Origin of the sequence: Stenotrophomonas sp. GD03654 (assembly GCF_029845105.1) — a bacterium.
In the GTDB taxonomy this organism is placed as follows: domain Bacteria; phylum Pseudomonadota; class Gammaproteobacteria; order Xanthomonadales; family Xanthomonadaceae; genus Stenotrophomonas; species Stenotrophomonas africana.
In genome coordinates, this window is sequence record NZ_JAOCLC010000034.1 from 24,701 (window position 1) to 45,648 (window position 20,948).

The 20,948-nt window shown below is 65.5% G+C and carries 19 protein-coding genes; 7 read left to right on the plus strand and 12 right to left on the minus strand.

Features of this window, described 5'->3' with window-relative positions; translation table 11 throughout:
• Nucleotides 1-24 precede the first annotated feature (24 nt).
• Nucleotides 25-1,638 carry an ATP-binding protein gene (locus N5J73_RS13580; protein ID WP_049447477.1) on the minus strand — a complete coding sequence of 538 codons (1,614 nt, stop codon included), beginning with the start codon at nt 1,636-1,638 and terminating at the stop codon, nt 25-27.
• Between the two features lie 405 nt (nt 1,639-2,043).
• On the opposite strand from N5J73_RS13580, the gene sucC reads away from it, so the two are divergent.
• Nucleotides 2,044-3,213 (plus strand): ADP-forming succinate--CoA ligase subunit beta, encoded by a 1,170-nt coding sequence (gene sucC / locus N5J73_RS13585; protein ID WP_004154430.1) that lies wholly within the window; start codon nt 2,044-2,046, stop codon nt 3,211-3,213.
• 20 nt (nt 3,214-3,233) lie between these two features.
• Nucleotides 3,234-4,109: a succinate--CoA ligase subunit alpha gene (gene sucD, locus N5J73_RS13590; protein WP_005410793.1), complete on the plus strand. Its 876-nt coding sequence runs from the start codon at nt 3,234-3,236 to the stop codon at nt 4,107-4,109.
• 117 nt (nt 4,110-4,226) lie between these two features.
• Here the strand turns inward: sucD and N5J73_RS13595 are convergent, their stop codons facing one another.
• From N5J73_RS13595 to N5J73_RS13620, 6 genes are all read right to left on the minus strand, one after another.
• Nucleotides 4,227-5,984 carry an ABC transporter transmembrane domain-containing protein gene (locus tag N5J73_RS13595; RefSeq protein WP_152906699.1) on the minus strand — a complete coding sequence of 586 codons (1,758 nt, stop codon included), beginning with the start codon at nt 5,982-5,984 and terminating at the stop codon, nt 4,227-4,229.
• Between the two features lie 51 nt (nt 5,985-6,035).
• Entirely contained in the window at nt 6,036-6,305 is a 270-nt protein-coding gene (locus N5J73_RS13600) for a hypothetical protein (protein ID WP_049447475.1), read from the minus strand.
• A gap of 318 nt (nt 6,306-6,623) precedes the next feature.
• Complete coding sequence (locus N5J73_RS13605; RefSeq protein WP_065428135.1) at nt 6,624-7,640, minus strand: TraB/GumN family protein; 1,017 nt, start codon at nt 7,638-7,640, stop codon at nt 6,624-6,626.
• A complete protein-coding gene (locus tag N5J73_RS13610; RefSeq protein WP_049447473.1) occupies nt 7,634-8,647 on the minus strand; it encodes a hypothetical protein in 1,014 nt (337 codons plus the stop codon). Before N5J73_RS13610 ends, N5J73_RS13605 begins: the two co-directional genes overlap by 7 nt.
• On the minus strand, nt 8,641-9,315 hold the full coding sequence (locus tag N5J73_RS13615; protein WP_141097651.1) for a hypothetical protein: 675 nt from the start codon (nt 9,313-9,315) through the stop codon (nt 8,641-8,643). The genes N5J73_RS13610 and N5J73_RS13615 overlap by 7 nt, the downstream gene beginning before the upstream one ends.
• 58 nt (nt 9,316-9,373) lie before the next feature.
• Nucleotides 9,374-9,550 carry a hypothetical protein gene (locus tag N5J73_RS13620; protein WP_154349552.1) on the minus strand — a complete coding sequence of 59 codons (177 nt, stop codon included), beginning with the start codon at nt 9,548-9,550 and terminating at the stop codon, nt 9,374-9,376.
• A gap of 354 nt (nt 9,551-9,904) precedes the next feature.
• Between N5J73_RS13620 and N5J73_RS13625 the strand changes: the two genes are divergently transcribed.
• The gene (locus N5J73_RS13625) at nt 9,905-11,539 is read left to right on the plus strand and encodes an NAD+ synthase (protein ID WP_049447471.1); all 1,635 of its coding nucleotides are present in this window, start codon (nt 9,905-9,907) and stop codon (nt 11,537-11,539) included.
• Between the two features lie 146 nt (nt 11,540-11,685).
• On the opposite strand, the gene N5J73_RS13630 is transcribed toward N5J73_RS13625, so the two are convergent.
• Nucleotides 11,686-12,888, minus strand: coding sequence for a lipase family protein (locus N5J73_RS13630; protein ID WP_049447470.1), 1,203 nt, complete (start codon nt 12,886-12,888; stop codon nt 11,686-11,688).
• A gap of 222 nt (nt 12,889-13,110) precedes the next feature.
• The gene (locus N5J73_RS13635; protein WP_049447469.1) at nt 13,111-13,998 is read right to left on the minus strand and encodes an outer membrane protein assembly factor BamD; all 888 of its coding nucleotides are present in this window, start codon (nt 13,996-13,998) and stop codon (nt 13,111-13,113) included.
• 113 nt (nt 13,999-14,111) lie between these two features.
• Here N5J73_RS13635 and rluD point away from each other — a divergent pair, with 113 nt between their 5' ends.
• The 4 genes from rluD to N5J73_RS13655 are packed head-to-tail and all read left to right on the plus strand — an operon-like array spanning nt 14,112 to nt 16,810.
• Nucleotides 14,112-15,101 (plus strand): 23S rRNA pseudouridine(1911/1915/1917) synthase RluD, encoded by a 990-nt coding sequence (gene rluD / locus N5J73_RS13640; RefSeq protein WP_049447468.1) that lies wholly within the window; start codon nt 14,112-14,114, stop codon nt 15,099-15,101.
• Nucleotides 15,101-15,871, plus strand: a complete 771-nt coding sequence (gene pgeF / locus N5J73_RS13645) for a peptidoglycan editing factor PgeF (protein ID WP_049447467.1) — start codon at nt 15,101-15,103, stop codon at nt 15,869-15,871. The genes rluD and pgeF overlap by 1 nt, the downstream gene beginning before the upstream one ends.
• Before the next feature lie 2 nt (nt 15,872-15,873).
• A complete protein-coding gene (locus tag N5J73_RS13650; protein ID WP_049447466.1) occupies nt 15,874-16,398 on the plus strand; it encodes a DUF4166 domain-containing protein in 525 nt (174 codons plus the stop codon).
• Nucleotides 16,373-16,810 (plus strand): thiol-disulfide oxidoreductase DCC family protein, encoded by a 438-nt coding sequence (locus N5J73_RS13655; RefSeq protein ID WP_049447465.1) that lies wholly within the window; start codon nt 16,373-16,375, stop codon nt 16,808-16,810. Before N5J73_RS13650 ends, N5J73_RS13655 begins: the two co-directional genes overlap by 26 nt.
• Before the next feature lie 94 nt (nt 16,811-16,904).
• Here N5J73_RS13655 and otsA read toward each other — a convergent pair whose 3' ends face one another.
• The 3 genes from otsA to otsB are packed head-to-tail and all read right to left on the minus strand — an operon-like array spanning nt 16,905 to nt 20,845.
• Nucleotides 16,905-18,269: an alpha,alpha-trehalose-phosphate synthase (UDP-forming) gene (otsA, locus tag N5J73_RS13660; RefSeq protein WP_049447464.1), complete on the minus strand. Its 1,365-nt coding sequence runs from the start codon at nt 18,267-18,269 to the stop codon at nt 16,905-16,907.
• Nucleotides 18,266-20,047: a glycoside hydrolase family 15 protein gene (locus N5J73_RS13665; protein WP_049447495.1), complete on the minus strand. Its 1,782-nt coding sequence runs from the start codon at nt 20,045-20,047 to the stop codon at nt 18,266-18,268. The genes otsA and N5J73_RS13665 overlap by 4 nt, the downstream gene beginning before the upstream one ends.
• Nucleotides 20,048-20,086: 39 nt before the next feature.
• Nucleotides 20,087-20,845: a trehalose-phosphatase gene (otsB, locus tag N5J73_RS13670; RefSeq protein ID WP_049447463.1), complete on the minus strand. Its 759-nt coding sequence runs from the start codon at nt 20,843-20,845 to the stop codon at nt 20,087-20,089.
• Nucleotides 20,846-20,948 lie beyond the last annotated feature (103 nt).

A 20,948-nucleotide genomic window follows, 5' to 3' on the forward strand; every position in this document is an offset into this window, starting at 1 on the left:
AATGTTTGACGCACAGATCTGGAATCAGGTGGGCAACAGCGTGTGCGGGCCGGGCAGCACCAGACGGAAGCAGGAGCCGCCAGCCGGCACCGGGATGTAGTCGAGCCGTGCCTGGTTGGCGCGGCACAACTCGCGGGCGATATACAGGCCCAGGCCGGTGCCATGCTCGGAGGTAGTGAAGAACGGGCGGAACAACTGCGCCGCCACGGTCTCGGGAATACCGGGGCCGCGGTCCATCACGTCGATCACCGCGCTGCGCTCGTGCTGCGCCACGCGCAGGCGCACGCGCGCCGGCTGCTGGCCGATGCGGCCGTATTTCAGTGCGTTGTGCACCAGCACGGTCAGCACCTGGTAGAGGTGCTTCGTGTCGACCTGCGCCATCACCGCCGTGTCACTGATGATCGGCTCGATGCTGTCGGTCTCTAGCGTCTGGCCCTGCTTGTACTCCAGCACGAAGCGTCGCACGAAGGCGACCAGGTCCACGTTCTCGGGCGTGGCGCGTTCACGGCGGGCGAGGCCAAGGACGCTCTCGACGATGCCGTTGGTGCGTTGGCACTGCTGGCGGATGATCTGCAGCAGGCGGCGGTCACTCTCGTTGAAACCGGTGCCTTCCTCGAGCAGCTGCACGGCGTAGTTGATTGCCGCCAGCGGGTTGCGGATCTCATGGGCGAGGCTGGCCGAGAAGCGGCCCATCGCTGACAGGGTGAGCGATTCGGCGCGGCGCGAGACCACGCTGGAGTCGTCCAGGAACACCAGGGCCAGCTCGCTGCCGGCCAGCAGGCGCGCAAAGCGCGGCTGTACTTCGGGTTGGTCGGGGTTGAGCTGCAGCGGCAGTTCGTCCTGCGCCCAGCCGTTGCGCCAGCGCTGCAGGCGGCGCGCCAGTTCCGGCGCGGCGCTGGCCAGGTCCAGGCGTCCTGTCTCGCCAATGCCGTCGTTGTCGCCGAGCAGCATCGAGGCCGCTTCATTGGCCAGGGTGATGCGGTTGTCGGCGTCCACCACCAGCACGCCGGTGCGCATGCGGCGGATGATCAGTTCGTTGATCTGGAACAGGTTGGCCACTTCGTCGCCGCGCTGGTTGGCCAGCTGCTGGTTGCGACGGGCGCGACTGCCCACCTGGTAGCTGATGAAGGCCAGTGCCAGGTAGCTGGTGGCGAACATGGCCAGCTCGGCCAGGGTGCGGGTGGGGTCGCCGCCTTCGAGCACCTTCCAGAGGTATTCGGTGCCGGTGGCCAGGCTGGCAGCGACCGCCAGGCCCAGGCCCCAGGTCAACGGCAGCAGGGTGGCGGCAGCGGCGATGTTGAACAGCAGCGACATCGAGATGCCGGCGCTGGCGCCGGGCAGGGCGTGTGCCAGCAGGGTGGCGGCGATGATGTCCACCAGCACGCTGCTGACCACGATCGGGCGCAGCCAGCGTTCGTTGCGGCCAATCACCAGGGCCAACAGCGAAAGCACCAGATAGATGGCCGCGACGGTATCGGCCAGGCGCGGGTGATGGGCCTCGCCGACCATGCCCGACAAGGGGCTGTAGAGCAGGCCGGCGATGACCGCGGCGATCAGCACCCGGTACAGCGCAAAGAAGTACAGCTCACGCCGCGGGATCGATTCGATGCGGTCGATCAATGAAGCACTGGGTGACACGCCGGAACTCCCCTTCTGGCTGCCTGGGTCTGGAATCTGCGGCGGGCCTGCCTGGCATCCCCTGAAGCCGGGCGGGTTCGTCGCTTCGATGTGGCCTGCGGTGGAAGCGGTCGAGCAACCTCGACTCTACACACCCTGGCTGACCAGTATAGGGCCCACGGACAGGTGCCGCCGGAGCCCTCTGGATCGCGCATTTGGCCCGCTGTGGATACCGGTGGCCAACCGCGGCCCGGGCGCAACTGCCTGAATGACGGCGGAAATCTGCCCGGCTGTGGCGTTTTGTACAGACTTCTTTGCGCCCCGGCGCTGGCTCGGCCACAATAGTGGGCCCGCCGCGGTCCATGCCGGCGCCCCGCCGGGGCCCTGAGGAATTGCGTGCGGTCGTTCCTATTCCCACGGTGACGCATGAATTTCCACGAATACCAGTCAAAACAACTGCTTGCCGAGTACGGCATCCCGGTCCCGGCCGGCAAGGTCGCTGCGACCCCGGACGAAGCGGTTGCCGCTGCCAACTCCCTGGGCCAGGGCCCCTGGATGGTCAAGGCGCAGATCCACGCTGGCGGCCGCGGCAAGGCTGGCGGCGTCAAGTTCTGCAAGACCACCGACGACGTGAAGGCCGCTGCGGCCAAGATGCTCGGCACCAAGATGGCCACCTACCAGACCGCTGGCGTTGAACTGCCGGTCAACCTGGTGCTGGTGACCACCGCCGGCGAGATCGTCAAGGAACTGTACCTGTCGGTGCTGGTTGACCGTGGCACCAAGACCATCACCTACATCGCCTCTTCGGAAGGCGGCGTGGAGATCGAGCAGGTCGCCGCTGAAACCCCGGAGCTGATCCACTCGCTGAACGTCGACTTCGTCGAAGGCGTGCAGGGTTACCACGGCCGTGATTTCGGCTTCAAGCTGGGCCTGACCGCCAAGCAGGCCGGCCAGTTCGCCAGCATCATGGTGAACCTGTACCGCCTGTTCAACGAAAAGGACCTGGCCCTGGTTGAAATCAACCCGCTGGCCATCCTGGACGACGGCAACCTGTACGCGCTGGACGGCAAGTTCGACAGCGATGACAACGCCGCGTTCCGCCAGAAGGCCCTGGTCGCCATGCGCGACAAGACCCAGGAAGATCCGACCGAAGTGATCGCTTCGGAGCTGGACATCAACTACGTCACCATGGACGGCAACATCGGCTGCATGGTCAACGGCGCCGGCCTGGCCATGGCCACCATGGACGTCATCAAGCTCAACGGCGGCGAGCCGGCGAACTTCCTGGACGTGGGCGGCGGTGCCAACAAGCAGCGCGTCATCGAAGCGTTCAAGCTGATCCTGTCCTCGGACAAGGTTGAAGGCATCTTCGTCAACATCTTCGGCGGCATCGTCCGCTGCGACATGATTGCCGAAGGCATCATCGCCGCCGTGAAGGAAGTAGGCGTCAAGGTTCCGGTCGTGGTGCGCCTGGAAGGCACCAACGTGGAAGAAGGCAAGCAGCTGCTGCGTGACAGCGGCATGGCCATCATCCCGGCTGACAACATCAACGATGGCGCCAAGAAGATCGTTGAAGCTGTCAAGAACGCTGCCTGATCCGACACCAAGGAATTCCCATGTCTGTTTTGATTAACAAGAACACCAAGGTGATCGTGCAGGGCTTCACCGGCCAGCAGGGCACCTTCCACGCCACTCAGATGATCGAGTACGGCACCCAGGTTGTTGGCGGCGTGACCCCGGGCAAGGGTGGCACCACCCATATCGACCTGCCGGTCTTCAACACCGTTGCCGACGCCGTGCAGAGCACCGGCGCCAACGCTTCGGTCATCTACGTGCCGCCGCCGTACGCGGCTGACGCAATCCTGGAAGCCGCTGCTGCCGGCATCAAGGTCATCGTCTGCATCACCGAAGGCATCCCGGTGCTGGACATGCTGCGCGTCAAGAACGTGCTGACCCGTTCGCATCCGGACACCGTGCTGATCGGGCCGAACTGCCCGGGCGTCATCACCCCGGGTGAGTGCAAGATCGGCATCATGCCGGGCCACATCCACCAGCCGGGCAAGATCGGCATCGTGTCGCGTTCGGGCACCCTGACCTATGAAGCGGTCAAGCAGACCACCGAAGTCGGTCTGGGCCAGTCCACCTGCATCGGCATCGGTGGTGACCCGATCAACGGCCTGAACTTCGTCGACTGCCTGAAGCTGTTCAACGAAGACCCGCAGACCGAAGGCATCATCATGGTCGGCGAAATCGGCGGCGACGCTGAAGAAGCCGGTGCCGAGTACATCAAGAACCACGTGAAGAAGCCGGTCGTCGGTTTCATCGCGGGTGCTTCGGCTCCGGCCGGCAAGCGCATGGGCCACGCCGGTGCGATCGCCTCGGGCGGCAAGGGCACTGCCGAAGGCAAGTTCGCTGCCATGGAAGCGGCCGGTGTTGTCACCGTCCGCTCGCCGGGCGATCTGGGCGCTGCCATCGCCAAGCTGGTGAAATAAGATCGACTGCCTCCGGCAGACGATTCTGTAGAGCCGGCCGCTGGCCGGCTGCTTGAAACAGAAGGGCCGCCTCCGGGCGGCCTTTCCTGTTCTGCGGGTGGCACGCTATGGTGGCCATTACTCGACCATGGCCTGCATCTGCGGCCTGATCAGGTCGCGGTATCGAGCGCTGCGGATCAGCAGTTCTTCGTGCGACCCGGTGGCGGCGACCGCACCTTCATCGATGAGTACGATTCGATCGGCGGCAAGAATGGTCTGCAACCGGTGTGCGACGATGAGCGTGGTCGGCCCCGTGCCCGTTCCGAAAACATGGTCATGTACCGCCTGTTCGGCGTGTGAATCGAGCGCTGATGTCGGCTCGTCGAGCAGCAGGATATCGGCCCGCTTCAACAGTGCGCGCGCAATGGCTACCCGTTGCTGCTGGCCGCCTGACAATCGGGCCCCGCGTTCGCCCAAGGGCTCATCGTAGCCAGCGGGCAATTCACTGATGAAGGCATCTGCGCCTGAAGACACTGCTGCGTTCCTGACATCCTCGTCGGTAGCGTCGAGCTTGCCGTATCGGATGTTCTCAAGCACGGATCGGCCGAAAATCGCCGGCGCCTGCGAGATCGTGCCGATAGCGTTGCGGATGCTTGCAGGCTGGAACGTGGAGATATCGTGGCCGTCGATGAAGATGGCGCCCGCCCGCACGGGATGCAGGCGCAGAAGCAGCGACAGCAGCGTACTCTTGCCCGCGCCGGATGCGCCCACGATGGCGACCTTTTCCCCCTTCGCAATGTCCAGGTTCAAGCGTCGCAGGACGGGCCTGTCGGGCGCAGCGGCATACCAGAAATCGACATTCTCGAATCGGATGCATCCCTGCAGAGCCTGCACCAGCCTGGTTTCCTGCGCCTCATGGTGTGGCAGGTCACCAAATGCGGTGATGCGATCAGTCGCTCCGGCGGAGCGCTGCAGCGCGCCCCATGTGTCCAGAAGCGCGGCGGCGGCCATGCCGCACATCACGGCATACATGGCGAACTGTCCCAGCTGGCCCGCCGAGAGCGTCCGGTCCATGACCTTGTGGGTGCCTGTCCATAACACAGCGGTGATGCCCAGCAGCATGACGATCAATGACAATGCCGTCAGCACAGACTGCCAGGTCGTGCGCCGACGAGCTCCGCTGACGCTGGCATTGAGCGTCGCCGCATGGCGCTCTGTCTCGAAGGGTTCGCGGGCGAAATCCTTGACCGCCCTGATATGGCCCAGCGCTTCCGCCGCAACGACGCGCGATTGCGCAAGCAGATCATTGTAGTCGCGCGCGCTGGTCCGCAGGTGCTTGGAGCCCACGGCGATGGGAACCGATGCAAACGGGATGGCGGCGATCGTCAGCAGCGCCAGGCCAGGGTCGGTAATGAACAACATGGTGACCGCACCGGCCAGCATGATTCCGCTGCGTATTGCCACAGAGAAGCTGACCCCGATGGCTATCCGCAGGTGCTCGATATCCGAGGTCAATCGTGAAAGCAGTTCCGTTGATGGCTGCTGCTGATGGAATTCCAGCGGCTGGACGAGCAATCGTGAGAACAGCTGCCCCCGCAGGTCATTGGTTACTTCGTCAGCGAGGCGATTGATGAAGTAGACCCGCATTGCCGTGGCCACGCCAATCGCCACTGAGATCAAGGCAAGTGTCAGGAAGATGTTGTCGATCTTCTCCAGGCTGTTCAGGTCCAGGCCGCGGTTGCCCCTTGCGGCGATGGGAACGGCAAGGGCGAACGTGGTTGCAACCACGATGCTGGTCAGTGCACCCGCCAGGAGTGGCAGGCGGTTGCGCGAAAGACTCGCCAGCAGCCGGAGGGTACGTGCCACCGGCATGGCCTTCTCGAGGGCTCTATTCACACCCGGCGCTCCTGTCAGTTCCAGTTGCTGGAGCAAGCACCATGGCGATGGCTAGTTCATGCACTTGCGCTGCTCCATCGTCCTGATGATGGCCTCGGCACTGCCGGGGTTTGATGCAAGCGCCTGCCGCAGTTCTGCGCACGCCATCCTCCGCCCCATGCGTGCATACCTTCCCATCCATGAGTTGTCTTCGACGCTCACCTGCAATGTGGGCTCGCGCGCCGGAAAGGCGGCCTGGGTCGGTCTTGTCAGGGAGGGGCGCTTGAACGAGATATCATCTGGACGAATGGCAAGGTCGAGCGGTGCGGGGGCAACAGCCATCGCAGGTCCAGGTGCTTCATCGACCACGTCCAGCGTGGGCCTGCGGGGCGCCGCAGATGCAACTGGCAGCGCCGGGCCAGCAGTCCTGCCGGGCCCTCCCAATGCCCGGGGCATGGCAGCGGGAACGGGTGCCCGCGCGAGAGGGCGCTCGATGAACACGAGCGATACCCTCGTTTCATCATCCCCGACGTTTACAGGTGACTTGCCGGCGACCTGGCACAGCAGGATCAGCAAGGTCAGTTGTGCTGCCGATGCCAGGAAAAGCGCCGATAGTCGATCCACTCGAGGCGACATCGGTCGGTCACTGCGGGAGGGCGTTCAAGGTGACTCGACCTCGTATCCGCGCTGGCGCAGCGCATCGATGTATCCGTCGTTGCCGGACAGGTCGGCGATGGGAAGCACCGCGAGCGTCGTCGTGTTGGTCTGCAGTGCCTTGTCTGCGGCCGCAAGCCATTTCTCCCTTACGACCGTGCGGATGTCGGGCATGCCAAAAGCACGGGCTGCGGGCGCGTTGCTGAGCGAGTCCGTGCATAGTTCATCCCGTTTCGAGGTCAGGGATACGTCGATCCGGGCGGTCTCGCCCGTAGACCATGCATTTGCGTTGGTTACCAGGCGATCCATGCCGGATTCGACAAGATCCATGGTTGCCACCAGGCAGGCGCTGTCGTCGATCGACGTTGACCTGACTGCCTTGAGCATCTGCGCGGCGTTCTGGCGCGAGAGCTTGAGCGTATATCGAGGTGTGTGCAGTCCGATGCCGCGCGCCTTCACTTCGGCGACGATGACGGGAGCGACCACCCCCTTGCTGCTCAGGCCACGCTGGGCCATCACTGTCGACATCAGCTCGTCCGCCGCGGCAAGCGGGCGCTTGCCTTCGAGGTTGCTGCGGCCAGCGAGGTACGTGTCGCGCAGATTCTGCCAGCGCGCGTATACATCCGGTGCCAGGATGTCTTTGAGTTGCGCATTGCCAGGATTGTTCTGTGCCTTCATGTAGCTGTAGCCAAGCGACAGCTTGCCGAGCCAGCCGGTGTCGACGTCTACGGTGAAGGATGGCTCCCACAGCACGGCCTGAGCCTCGGCAATCACCTCTCGCACCGCTGCCGAATCCCATGTGATCGAGGATGGCACCGGCTTGAGCGTGCCTAGGATCCAGAGTGTGTGCTCGCCACGCGAGACTCTCCAGAGTCCGGGACCCGGTGCAACCCCAGACACCACGACGGTATCAAGGGTGCGCAATGGGGGCTCGGTGGCATCTGCTGCGGCGGCACAGTTGATGCCCGCCGCGAAAAGCGCCAATGCAATGAGGAGCACAAGACGTGATTTCTGTTTCAGCATGTGGGTGCCGTTGCGTCTCTTCTCAGGTCAATTACTGCGGTAGGGGCGAGCATGTCGGGGTCGCGGGCCAGCAGCCCGGCCACGCGCGCCACATCGGACCTCGGCACCTCAAGATGAGGGCCGTTCTGGGCGATGTGTTGCCGTACGTTCTGCCAGTAGATCAGCTGGTGCTGCATGTGGTGTTCATAGAAGGCGAAGAGCCCGCGCATGACGCGGTAGTCGTCTGCAAGCAGCCTGCGTTCGGACTGGCCCTGTGCTGCAGGTGCCGGCTCAGCGCACGGCGGTGCGAAAACGCTCCTGAAACCCAGGCCCGACGCGACGGGGGTGGAGATCATCGGGACGATCAGCGCATCGGTCCTGCGGGACAATGCGGCGGTGCCCAGCATGATGCTCATCGAGCGCTTGCAGAAGCTGATGGGGTACGTGGCGTTCTCGTCCTTGAAAACGTCCGGCAGGATGAAGACGGCTGCGCCTGCCCTCAGTTCACGGATGGCTGTTGCCAGGCCTTTGCGGGTGTCATGGACGAAACCAACACCGTTGTCCTCGTTCCAGAACCAGCCGTTGAGCCTGTCGAAGATTTCGTTGCCTGGATGGGTTTCCGGGTTTCCATAGAACAGGAAGGTTTTCCGCTCGTGCCGTAAACGCTCCGCCAGCATGATGATCGACAGAATGTAGTGGGCATGGTGCGGCACTGCGATCAGAAGCCCGCGTGGCGTACGTGCCAGTTCATCGAATGCGCTGTAGTCCGTTCGGTCGGCGCGACTGAGCAGGGACAGGAACTCGGTCCGGTTCCCGCGCCGCAGAACGTTGGCAACGAACAGCTTCTGCAGGTACCAGTAGTAGTACTCGCCAAATCTCGTGTTTCCCGATTCGGCGCAGGCAACACGCAGGTAGTGCTCGTCGTCGTCGGTCAGAGGGGTCTTGATGATCGACTCGATCCAGGCAATCCGCCGATCAAGGCGGCGCAAGGGACGGGCAAGTTGAGTCAACAATTGCGGAATCAGCATGCAAGCCTTCCCTGTCGATCAACGACATCGCCTTCAAGCGTATCGATCGCTTCCATCAAGGCGTCGAGTTCGGCATCGATACTGTCGGGTTGGTACTGTGCCAGCAGTGCGGATCGGAACATCCTGATCTTTCTGCGCGCGTTGTATGTCCTGATCGCCGGCCTGCGCAGTGACTGTTGTTCGCGCAGCAACCATTGATCCCCCAGGCTGCTGCACTGGTGAAGATGGTCGATGATCCCGTGCAGGATCGCGCTGCTGTCGGCCGAATGGGCCTCGATCGTGGAATAGCCCTGTATGCCCCAGAACGACAGTGCATAGCCGTAGCGCTGATTGAGGATCATTTCGAGCGGCGAGACGTAGATGTCCTCGCGCGAGGTCCGAATCAGCAGGGTTGCTTCGTGTGCTGAGACAAGCTGGTCCGAGAAAATGACGAGTGCTGGTCGCTGGCCGGACTGCGCCAGCCGAACCATGCCGCTTGCGCTCAACCCAGGGCTGTTCTCGTTACACACAACGCGTAGGCGCCCTGCATCTGCGAGCTGTCTGCTTCTGGTCAAGACTGCACGCGTGGATGGCAGGACCAGCGCAAGAGCGTTGGTGCCAGCGTGGTCACTGCCTGCATAGGCATGGAGGCTCCGCTCGAACTCCTCCGGTGCGTTGAATCCATCCATGGAATGTGCTCTCGATAATGAAGAGGGCGAAGGCAACCGCCTTCGCCCTCGATCTGCGTCAGTTGATGCCCGGGTCGATTTCCGGCACGCAGTCATTGCCGTTGCTGCCGCAACAGTCCGAGCAGAACAGTGCTACCGCACCATTCCTCACCACTTCAAATGCGGTGCCAATCGACGTTGCGTCTTCGGCCCTCTGCAGCATCCCAGCTTCAAAGCCTGCGACATCCAATGCCATAGAACTCATCCTGATTCTCCATTCCAATTGGATACAGCGATCAATAGCCGGACCGAATTGGCCGGCCAATCTGGACACAACGTCCAAATTCCTTTTTGAACCAGCTTGCGCGGTGATCTGAGCCGTCGAAGGTGATCACCATGAATTTTTCGTGAATGGGAGAGTGCTACTGATGAAGGCGAAAATCAATAGCCCCAGGACGGACATTCGAGGAGGCGATGGCAGTGCCTGGCCGGCAGGGAAACGTGGTCCAGGTCTGCGCGACTCGGGGCGGACCGATCGCATGCATCGGGCCTGACCGGTCCGTGTCCAAAGGCCTAGAATGGTGCAATTGCAACCACAGGCTGGATTCCCATGGCTTCGATCCGCATCGCGATGGCGCAGTTCGATTTCCCGGTCGGCGATGTCGCCGGCAACACCGAGCGCATCATCGAGATGATCGGCCAGGCGCGCGACGAGTATGGCGCCGAGCTGGTGATGTTCCCCGAGCTGGCGGTGAGCGGTTATCCGCCGGAGGACCTGCTGCTGCGTCCCGGCTTCCTGTACGAATGCGAGCAGGCGATGGGCCGTATCGCTGCTGCCTGCCGTGGCATCACCGCCGTGGTCGGCTGGCCGCAGGCGGCTGGCGCGGTGGTCTACAACGCCGCCAGCGTGCTGCGTGACGGCCTGGTCGAACAGACCTACCGCAAGCGCGAGCTGCCCAACTACGCGGTGTTCGATGAGCGCCGCTACTTCGATGTCGATCCGGATGGCGGCAGCTGCGTGTTCGAGGTCAACGGCATTCCGGTGGGCCTGCTGATCTGCGAGGACCTGTGGTTCGCCGAACCGCTGGCCGACACCATGCGCGCCGGTGCGCAGCTGGTGGTGGTGCCCAATGCTTCGCCGTACGAGCGTGGCAAGCACGCCCAGCGCGACGCCGTGTTGGCGGCGCGCACCCGTGAGAGCGGGGCAGCGATTGCCTACCTCAACGTGGTCGGTGGCCAGGACGCGCTGGTGTTCGACGGCGCCTCGGTGGTGGCCGATGGCGACGGTACCGTGCACCCGGCCGCCGCCGCCTTCGTCGACCAATGGCTGGTGGTGGAGTACGACGGTGAAACCCGCCGGTTCATGCCGCACGTGTGGATGGACGACGGCGACGAGAGCATGGACGCGCTGGCCTGGCGCGCGGTGACCCGTGGCATCCAGGACTACTGCCTCAAGAACGGCTTCAAGAAGGTGTGGCTGGGCCTGTCCGGCGGCATCGACTCGGCGATCGTGCTGGCCATGGCCGTGGACGCGATGGGCGCGGAGAACGTGACTGCCGTGCGTCTGCCGTCGCGCTACACCGCCGGCCTGTCCAATGACCTGGCTGCAGAACAGTGCCAGGCACTGGGCGTGAAGCTGGAGGCGGTGTCGATCGAACCGGCGTTCAAGGGCCTGATGGAATCACTGGCGCCGATGTTTGAAGGCACGACCCCGGACGTGACCGAGGAAAACCTGCAGTCGCGCAGTCGTGGCGTGATCCTGATGGCGCTGGCCAACAAGTTCGGCGGCCTGCTGCTGACCACCGGCAACAAGAGCGAGTACGCGGTCGGCTACGCCACCATCTACGGCGACATGTGTGGTGGCTACGCGCCGCTGAAGGACCTCTACAAGACCGAGGTGTTCGGGCTGTCCAAGTGGCGCAACACCGTGGGCGGCGCGCCGGTGATCCCGCCGGCGGTGATCAGCCGTCCGCCGTCGGCCGAGCTGCGCGAGAACCAGCTGGACCAGGATTCGCTGCCGGCCTATGACGTGCTGGACGGCATCCTGTACCGCTACATCGACCAGGAGCAGTCGCGCACGGAGATCGTGGCCGCCGGTTACGACGCGGCCGTAGTCGACCGCGTGCTGCGCCTGGTGCGCATCAGCGAGTGGAAGCGGCATCAGGCCGCGCCGGGGCCGAAGGTGTCGCGCCGGGCGTTTGGCCGCGAGCGTCGTTACCCGATCAGCAACGGCTACAAGGGCTGAGGCAGCGGGCGGTGGGCCTTGGCCCGCCGCTACCGGGCCCTCCACGCGTGGGCGTGGATCTGTTGTAGAGCCGAGCCATGCTCGGCTCAGAGACAGTCGAGCGTGGCTCGACTCTACATTTCGGGCTGTCCACGCATGGCGTGGATTTACGGGGACTCGTCCAGTACCTGTTCCAGATGGGCGGTCTCGGCCGCTTCATTGAAGTGCGCATCCCCCAGCCGTGCGCGCACGAACGCCAGGCCATCCGCAGCGGCCGCGTCCAGCGTGCCGCGGTGGTCGACCGGATAGCGACGGAACGCGACCGGCTCGCCTCGCAGGGCCAGGCCTGCGGCGTACAGCAGCGTGGTCAGATAGGGCACATCGCGGTCCGCGCTGCCATGGCCCAGCATCAGTGGTTGGCTGAAACCGCGGCGCGGTACGCCGAGATAGTCGTACAACACCGCCCAGATGCCCGGCACGCTGCTCAGCGGTGCAGTGAACATGCTGCCGGTATCCGCACCGTCCAGCGTGGCGGCCAGTTCGCCCAGGCACTGCTCGCGTGCCACTGCCACGCGGGCGCGGCCGGTGTCGCTGAGGACGCGGTCGATCTGCGGCGCGACCTGCAGCAGGCCATCGAGCAGATACGCGTGATACGCATTGAGCGCGCCAGGATTGGCGGTGCGGTTGTCCGGATTCATCACCAGCGCGGTCAGCTCGACCGCGGTGGGCGTACCAGTGGTGAAGCTGCCGCGGTAGTGCAACGCCGGCCCGCCATAGGTGGGGGCGATGTGGCCTGCCGTGAGCGCGGCGGCGCCGCCCTGCGAATGGCCGACCGAGACCCACCGCGGCGACAGCGTTGCGGTGCCCAGGTACTGGCGGCTGGCTTTGATCAGGTCGATGGCGTTGCGCGCGGCAGTGCGCACATGCAGATAGGCATGGTCACCTGGATTGCCGAGGCCCTGGTAGTCTGCGGCCACCACCGCATAGCCCTGTGCCAGGAACTGATCGAGGAAGCGTCCGTCGCGTTCGGGTTGGTAGGGGCCGGACACTGAAGGCGCACAACGGTCCGCGATGCCCTGGGTGCCATGTGCCCACGACACCACCGGCCAGCCACCTGCAGGAGCCGCGCCGGCGGGCAGGTACAGCAGGCCGGTGCCTTCGGCCAGCTGGCCGCGATGGTCCGGGGTGCGGTAGTGCAGCTTGTAGGCCTGCGCGGCCTTGGACGGTACCCATGACGCGCGATAGGGGGCCGCAGACAACAGATCGCCCGGTGCAACTGGTGCGGCAGCCAAGGGGCCGGAGGACAGCGCCAGCAGGGTGGCGGCGAGGAGGCAGGTCAGGGGGCGGATACGGCGGGGCGGTGGGGTCATGGGGCGCTCCTTCACGGCCGGGATGGCCGTTGCGCCGCAGTGTGGAGGGCCTCGCCAGAGCAGGCTGCGACCGGCGTCGCATCCGCCGGGGATTCGTAGAATTCCTAGGCGGGATGCGGGATGCCGCCGATGAAGGAGCGTCGTGCTTGGTGCGTCTTGCGAAGAGCAGTCGAGCATGGCTCGACTCTACAAAAGGGAAGGGCCCCTTGCGGGGCCCTTTTCTTACTTCTTTTCCAGTCGCGCGTTGCGCTGGCCGGTGCTGGCGGACTTCTCGCCGGCGAACGGGTTCAGCTTGCGGATCATCCACGGGTACTTCGGCCACTTGCCTTCCAGCCACGGGTGGTCCGGCTGGTTCAGCTGCAGGACGCGGCGGGCGTCGTCGGCCAGGGTCTTGTTGCCCAGGTGGGTGTAGGAATCGGCCAGCACAGCTACGGCGTCGTACTGGAAGGCGCTCTGCGGGTAGGTTTCCAGCAGGTAGTTGGCGCGACCTACGGCCGAGACCCAGGCGCCGCGGCGCATGTAGTACAGGGCGTTGTCCAGCTCGTGCTGGGCGAACACGTCACGCAGCTCCAGCATGCGCTGGCGCGCATCGGCGGCATAGCGGCTGTTCGGGTAGCGGTCGACCACGATGTTGAAGTCCGAATACGCCTGGTGCGGCGTGGACAGGTCGCGGCGGCTTGCATCCAGCGACCATACGCGGCGCAGGAAAACCGTACTGCGGTTGGAGTTGGCCAGGCCGCGCAGGTAGTACATGTACGCGATGTTGCGGTGGGTCGGGTAGGTACGGATGAAGCGGTCGATGCTGGACACCGCGTCATCGTGCTTGCCGGCCTTGTACTGTGCGTAGGCGGTTTCGATCATCGCCTGTTCGGTGTACGGGCCGTACGGATACTGGGCCACCAGGCGGCGGAAGCTGGATTCAGCCCCGCTCCAGTTGCCACCCTGCATCAGCTTGTGGCTCTTCTCGTACAACTGTTCGACCGGCGTCCCTTCATCGGGGCGATCGCCCTTCTTGGCACCACGGTGGCAGCCAGTGGCGGCGATGACCAGCACCAGCAGCAGGGCGGTGAGGCGGACGGGCGCGGAGAGCATGGCGGAGCGTCGGATCATGAGGTCGAGGCGGGACGCGGCTGGAATACGAGGGGTCGATGATAGCCTAGTGTCCTGTCCAGCGACTGAAACCGGCCGCCGGGACCCCAAAATTTCAAAGAATCCCCCCTGCCATGTCTGAACAACCCTCTGAATCGGCCCGCCAGGCCATCGTCCCCGACACCGCCGCCGGCCGTCGTTTCGACGCCGTGGTGGCCGAATTGTTCCCCGAATACTCGCGTTCGCGCCTGACCGAGTGGATCAAGACGGGCGACGTCCTGCTGGATGGTGCCCAGGTGCGCCCGCGCGATCCGCTGCGCGGCGGCGAGGTCGTGACCCTCAACGTGGTGCTCGAAACCCAGACCGACGCCCAGCCGGAGGACATCCCGCTGGACGTGCTGTTCGAGGACGAGCACCTGCTGGTGATCAACAAGCCGGTGGGCCTGGTGGTGCACCCGGGGGCCGGCAACCATAGCGGCACCCTGGTCAACGCCCTGCTGTTCCGCGACCCGTCGGTGGCGGTGCTGCCGCGCGCCGGCATCGTGCACCGCCTGGACAAGGACACCAGCGGCGTAATGGTGGTGGCCAAGACCCTGGAAGCGCAGACCGCGCTGGTCGAGCAGCTGGCCGCACGCGACGTGCATCGCCAGTACCTGGCCATTGTGATGGGCGCGCTGGTGGCCGGCGGTACCGCCGATGCCCCGATCGACCGCCACCCGCGTGACCGCCTGAAGATGGCGGTGCGCGAAGACGGCAAGGAAGCGATCACCCACTACCGCCTGCGCGAGCGCTTCCGTGCGCACACCGCGCTGGAGTGCCGCCTGGAAACCGGCCGTACCCACCAGATCCGCGTGCATATGGCGCACGTGCGCCATCCAATCATCGGCGACCCGCTGTACGGCGGCGCATTGAAGCTGCCCAAGGGCGCCAGCGACGAACTGGTGGCCGCGCTGCGTGGCTTCAAGCGCCAGGCCCTGCACGCCGAGACCCTGGAGTTCACCCATCCGATCACCGGTGAGCCGGTGCGCAACACTGCGCCGGTGCCGGACGACATGCTGCACCTGATGAAGGTGCTGCGCGAAGACAGCGAAGCCTTCGCTGCGCGCGAGCGGGATCGCTGGTGATGGCGGCCGCGCTGCCGGTGCTGCAGGCGGACTGGCCGGCGCCTCCGGGCATCCAGGCGCTGACAACGCGTCGGTACGGCGCAGGCATTTCGCCGGCACCGTTCGCGCAGTTCAACCTGGGCAACCGGCACGCGGCCGATGGTGATACCCCGGCCAACGTCGAGCACAACCGCCAGCTGCTGCAGCAGGGGCTGGCGCTGCCGTCAGCACCGCACTGGCTGCGTCAGGTGCACAGCAGTACGGTGCTGCGCTTCAACGCACCACCTGTGGAAGGAGCGAGCGAGCCGGTGGCCGATGCCGCGGTGACCTCGGTGCCGGGTGTGGTGCTGGCGATCCTGACCGCGGACTGCCTGCCGGTGGTGTTCGCCGCTGCCAATGGCAGCGAGGTGGGCGCCGCCCATGCCGGTTGGCGCGGGCTGGCCGACGGCATGCTGGAGGCCACCGTGGCCGCCATGCAGACCCCACCGGCGCAGCTGCGGGCCTGGCTGGGCCCGGCGGCCGGGCCGGCTGACTACGAGATCGGCGAGGAGGTCTACCACGCCTTCGTCGGGCACGATCCGGCTGCCGAGGCGGCCTTCGTGGCGACCCGGCCGGGCCACTGGAAGGTGGACCTGTTCGCCCTGGCACGGCAGCGCCTGCAGGCGGCGGGCATGGACCCGGCCCAGGTGCATGGCGGTACGGTGTCGACCATGGCCGATCCGGACCTGTATTCGCACCGGCGCGACCGTCGCACCGGGCGCATGGCGACGCTGGCCTGGATCGCGCCCTGACCCTGCCGCTGTTCGCGCGCGTGCTGGGGCCGGCCTTCGCCAGCCTGGCGGCGCCGGTGCAGGCGCTGCATGCCGCACCACTGCCGTGCCGCTACGCAGGGCAGGCACGGATCAAGCGTGGGCCGCACTGGCTGGTACCCGTGCTGGCCGCGTTGGCGCGGCTGCCGAAGGACGGCGATGCGCTGCCGACCGAGGTGGCGTTCAATACACGCGGGCAGGGCGAGCAATGGGCGCGGCGTTTTGGCCGCTGGCCGATGGTGTCGCGGCTGTGGGCCCACGAGGGATACCTGCGCGAGCAGTTGGGCGCGGTGCGCTTCGAATTTGATCTGCAGGCGCACGCGGGCGGCATCGACTGGTCGGTGCGCCGGGTCTGGGCCTTCGGGCTGCTGCCGCTGCCGAGGCGCTGGTTTGGTGGCGTGCGTTGCCGTGAAGCCTGGCAGGGTGAGCGTTACACTTTCCTGGTCGATGTGACGCTGCCCTGGGTGGGAGCCCTGATCCGCTATGAAGGCTGGCTCGAACCGCAGTGAGGCTGCCGCCGAGGCGGGCAGCGCGGTGATCGTGTTCGATGGCGTATGCGCGCTATGCAGCCGCTGGGTGCGTTTCCTGCTGCGTTTCGACCGCAGGGGGCGCTACCGCTTTGCGGCGATGCAGGGGGCGCAGGGCAGTGCGATGCTGCGCACGCACGGGCTGGATCCGCAGGACCCGATGTCATTCCTGTTGCTGGATGCGCAGGGCGCCTGGACCGATACCGATGCGATCCTGCGTGTGCTGGCGGGATTAGGCGGCGCCTGGCGCCTGACCGGCGTGCTTCGGTCAGTGCCGCGCGGCTGGAGAGATGCCGCGTATCGCGCGCTGGCGCGCAACCGTTATCGCTGGTTCGGGCGGCACGACACCTGTTACCTGCCCGCACCGGAGCAGGCCGCGCGGTTCCTGGATTGATTGCCTGTCTTCTGTAGAGTCGAGCCATGCTCGACTTGCTTTTTCTCCTGCTAATAGCAGTCGAGCATGGCTCGGCTCTACAGGAACGCGTGCTTCAGCCCTCCAGCGCGTCCAGGTAGCTGCGGCGCCAGTGGTTGATGTCATAGGTCCGCAGGTGATCCATCATCGCGTGCCAGCGTTCCTTGCGCTTGCGCAGCGACATCGTTGCTGCGGTGGCGATGGCATCGGCCACGCCGTCCAGATCATGCGGGTTCACCAGCAGTGCCTGCTTCAGTTCGTCGGCGGCGCCGGCCAGCAGCGACAGCACCAGCACGCCGGGATCTTCCGGGTCCTGCGAGGCGACGTATTCCTTGGCCACCAGGTTCATGCCATCGCGCAACGGCGTGACCAGGCCGACCGCCGCCGCCCGGTAGAAGCCGGTGAGGGTGGCATGGGTGAAGTTCTGGTTGACGTAGCGCAGCGGTGTCCAGTCAGGTTCGGCGTGGCCACCGTTGATGTGCCCGGCGATCTGTTCCAGCTGGCTGCGCAGCTGCCGGTACTCGGTGACATCGCCGCGCGAGACCGGGGCGATCTGCAGGTAGGTCAGCGAGCCGCGCTGGTCGGGGTGGCGCTCCAGGTAGCGCTCGAAGCCGAGGAAACGCTCGGGCAGGCCCTTGGAGTAGTCCAGGCGATCCACGCCGATCGCCAGCTGGCGATCGCGCAGACTGGCGCGCAGGTTCTTTACCGCGGTCTTGGTGGCGGCGGTGCCGGCCTGGCGTGCGATCAATTCGGTGTCGATGCCGATCGGGAAGGCAGCGGCACGGAAGCGGCGCCCGCCCGGTGCTTCCAGCTCGCCGTTGTCGAGCACGCGACCACCACCGAACAGGCGCAGGTAGGTCTGGAAGCGATCTGCATCGCGCTGGGTCTGGAAGCCGACCAGGTCATAGGCGTACAGCGCGGAGAACAGCCGCAGGTGGTCGGGCATCGCCTGCAGCAGGTCGGCCGAGGGCATCGGGATATGCAGGAAGAAGCCGATGCGGCAGCCGATGCCACGCTCGCGCAGCAGTGCGCCGAGCGGGATGAGGTGGTAATCGTGGATCCAGACGATGTCGTCCTCGCGCAGCAGCGGCGCCAGTTTGTCAGCGAACAGCGCGTTGACCTTGTGGTAGGTCTCGCGCGTGCCACGGTCGTAGTCGACCAGATCCAGGCGGAAGTGCAGCAGCGGCCACAAGGTGCGGTTGGCGAAGCCGTTGTAGTAGCCGTCCACCTCGCGCTTGCTCAGGTCGAGGGTGACGAATTCAATGTCACCGTCTTTCTGTGTGTGCAGCGTGCCGCTGCCGTCGCGCACGCTCTTGCCACTCCAGCCGAACCACATGCCACCGCGTTCCTTCAGCGCGGCCAGCAGGCCCACCGCCAGGCCGCCGGCGCGGTTCTCGCCCGGCACGGCCACGCGGTTTGAAACCACCACCAGACGACTCACGATGCCTCCTGCCAGGACCGCGACAGGCGCATCGCGGCTGTGATCAGGCCGACGTGCGAATAGGTCTGCGGGAAGTTGCCCCAGGCTTCGCCACTGTCGAAGGCCAGATCCTCCGACAGCAGGCCCAGGTGGTTGCGCTGCTTCAGCAGCAGCTCGAACATCTCGCGCGCTTCGTCCATGCGCCCGATTGCCGCCAGCGCATCGATGTACCAGAAGGTGCAGATGGTGAAGCTGGTTTCAGGCTCGCCGAAGTCATCCGGTGCGACATAGCGGTACAGCGAATTGCCATGCTTGAGGTCGCGCCCTATGGCATCGACGGTGGCAATGAAGCGCGCATCCATCGCGTCGATGAAACCGATGTCGGCCAGCAGCAGCAACGAGGCATCCAGCCGATGGCCACCGAAGGTATCGGTGAAGTGGCCCAGCTCCTCGCTCCAGGATTCGGCCATGATGCGGGCGTGGATGGTGTCGGCGCGCTCGCGCCAGTAGCGTGCGCGGTCATCACGCTTCAGCCGCACGGCGATCTTGCACAGGCGGTCGCACGCCGCCCAGCACATCGCGCTGGTGTAAGTGTGCACTTCAGTGCGGCCGCGGAACTCCCAAAGGCCGGCATCGGGTACGTCGTGCAGGGCAAATGCCTGTTCGCCCAGCGGCTCCAGACGGGCGAAGGTGTGCGCATCGCCCGGGTCCTGCAGCCGCCGGTCGAAGAACAGCTGGGTGGAAGCCAGCACCACGCTGCCATAGACATCGTGCTGGCGCTGCACCCAGGCCAGGTTGCCGCGGCGCACCGGGCCCATGCCACGGTAGCCGGACAGGCTGGGAACCTCATCCTCGTCCAGCTTGGCCTCGAAGCCGATGCCATAAAGCGGCTGCAACGTGCCGTCGGTGGTGGCCAGGTTGAAGATGTAGCCGAGGAACTGTTCCATCGTGCGCGTCGCGCCGAGGCGGTTCAGTGCGCGCACCACGAACGCGGCATCACGCAGCCAGCAGTAACGGTAGTCCCAGTTGCGCACGCTGCCGGGGGCTTCCGGAATGGAGGTGGTCATCGCCGCGATGATCGCGCCGCTGTCCTCGTACTGGCACAGCTTCAGGGTGATCGCACTGCGGATCACCGCGTCCTGCCATTCCAGCGGAATGGACAGGTAGCGCACCCATTCGCGCCAGTAGTCGCGGGTACGCTGGAAGGCTTCCTGCACATAGCCGCTGATCGAGCGGTTGAGGGATTCATCCACGCCCAGGATCAGGTGGACGGGATGGTTGAGTACGAACGGCAGGTCGTCGCGTACGAAGCGCACTGGCACGTCGGTGGTCAGCCGCAGCACATGCTCCGGCAGGATCCAGCGCACGTGGTTGCTGCCCCAGGTGGACTCGGGCACGCGTGCGCCCCAGTCCGCCAGCGGGCGTGCGCGTACGGTGATGCGGGGGCTGCCGGCCAGCGGACGCACCTGGCGGATCAGGCTGACCGGGCGGTAGAAACGGTCGTTCTGGCGCCAGCGGGGGGCGAAATCGAGGATTTCCAGTTCACCACCATGCGCGTCGCGCAGGACGGTGCGAAGGATCGCGGTGTTGGTCAGGTATTCCTGCTCGCTGCTCGCGAAGTCCTCCAGCTCGATGGCGAAGTCGCCACCGGTCTGTTGGTTGGGGCCGAGCAGGGCACAGAAGGTGGGGTCGCCGTCGAAGGTGGGCAGGCAGCTCCAGACAACGCGGGCACGTTTGTCGACCAGGGCGCCGAAGCTGCCGTTGCCGACCACGCCCAGATCAAGATCGGGTTGGGTCATCACGCGGTACATCTCGGTTGCGGCCGTGGGGTGGCCGGGTCAATAGGCATTCTCACGCAGCCAGGCGTGCACGCTGCGTATGTCGGGCAGCGCGAACACCGCCTTGCTGGGTTCACGTTCGCCCACCAGCACGCTCCAGCCATGCTGGCCGTTGGCGGCGTCGAAGCCGAATTCGTCGGTGAGGTCGTCACCGAGGAACACCGGCAGGCGGCCACGGAAGGGCAGGTACTGCATCATCCGGCGCACGGCACGGCCCTTGTCGGTGCCGACGGGCACGAACTCGACCACATGGTCGCCAGGTTGCAGGCGGTAGCTGGCACGGCCGCGCACGTGGCGGTCGGCGAAGGCGCGGACATCGCTGGCGGCGTGCGGCGCGCCGCGCCAGTGCAGGGCCAGGCCGACGCCCTTGTCTTCCACCAGCACGCCGGGATACCCGTGGGCAAAGCGCATCGCCTGCTGGTGCAGCGCGTGCAGCCACTCGGCGGTATCGTCGTCGTGTTCGTCGCGCAGCACACGACCGTCCTCGCCACGCAGTTCGTGGCCATGCAGGCCGGCGGCGGGCAGCTTCAAAGGCGCGAACAGTTGATCCAGCTGTTCAAGCGGGCGACCACTGACCAGTGCCACGGCACCTTCCAGGCGGTCGCTGATGCGGCCTATGGCTTCACGCACATCCGGCAGCAGCTGCACGGCGTCCGGGCGTGCAGCGAATTCGATCAGGGTGCCATCGACATCGAGGAACAACGCGCACGCGTCGTCCAGCAATGGCGGTGGCGGGCGCAGGGGGAGCGGTTCAGCCATGACGCGCAGCTTGCCAGCGTGCGCGTGTACGTGGGGTCGAGGGCAGACTACGACCCTGCTTCGGTGGGTGCCGACCGTTGGTCGGCATGGCAGGTCAGCCTGC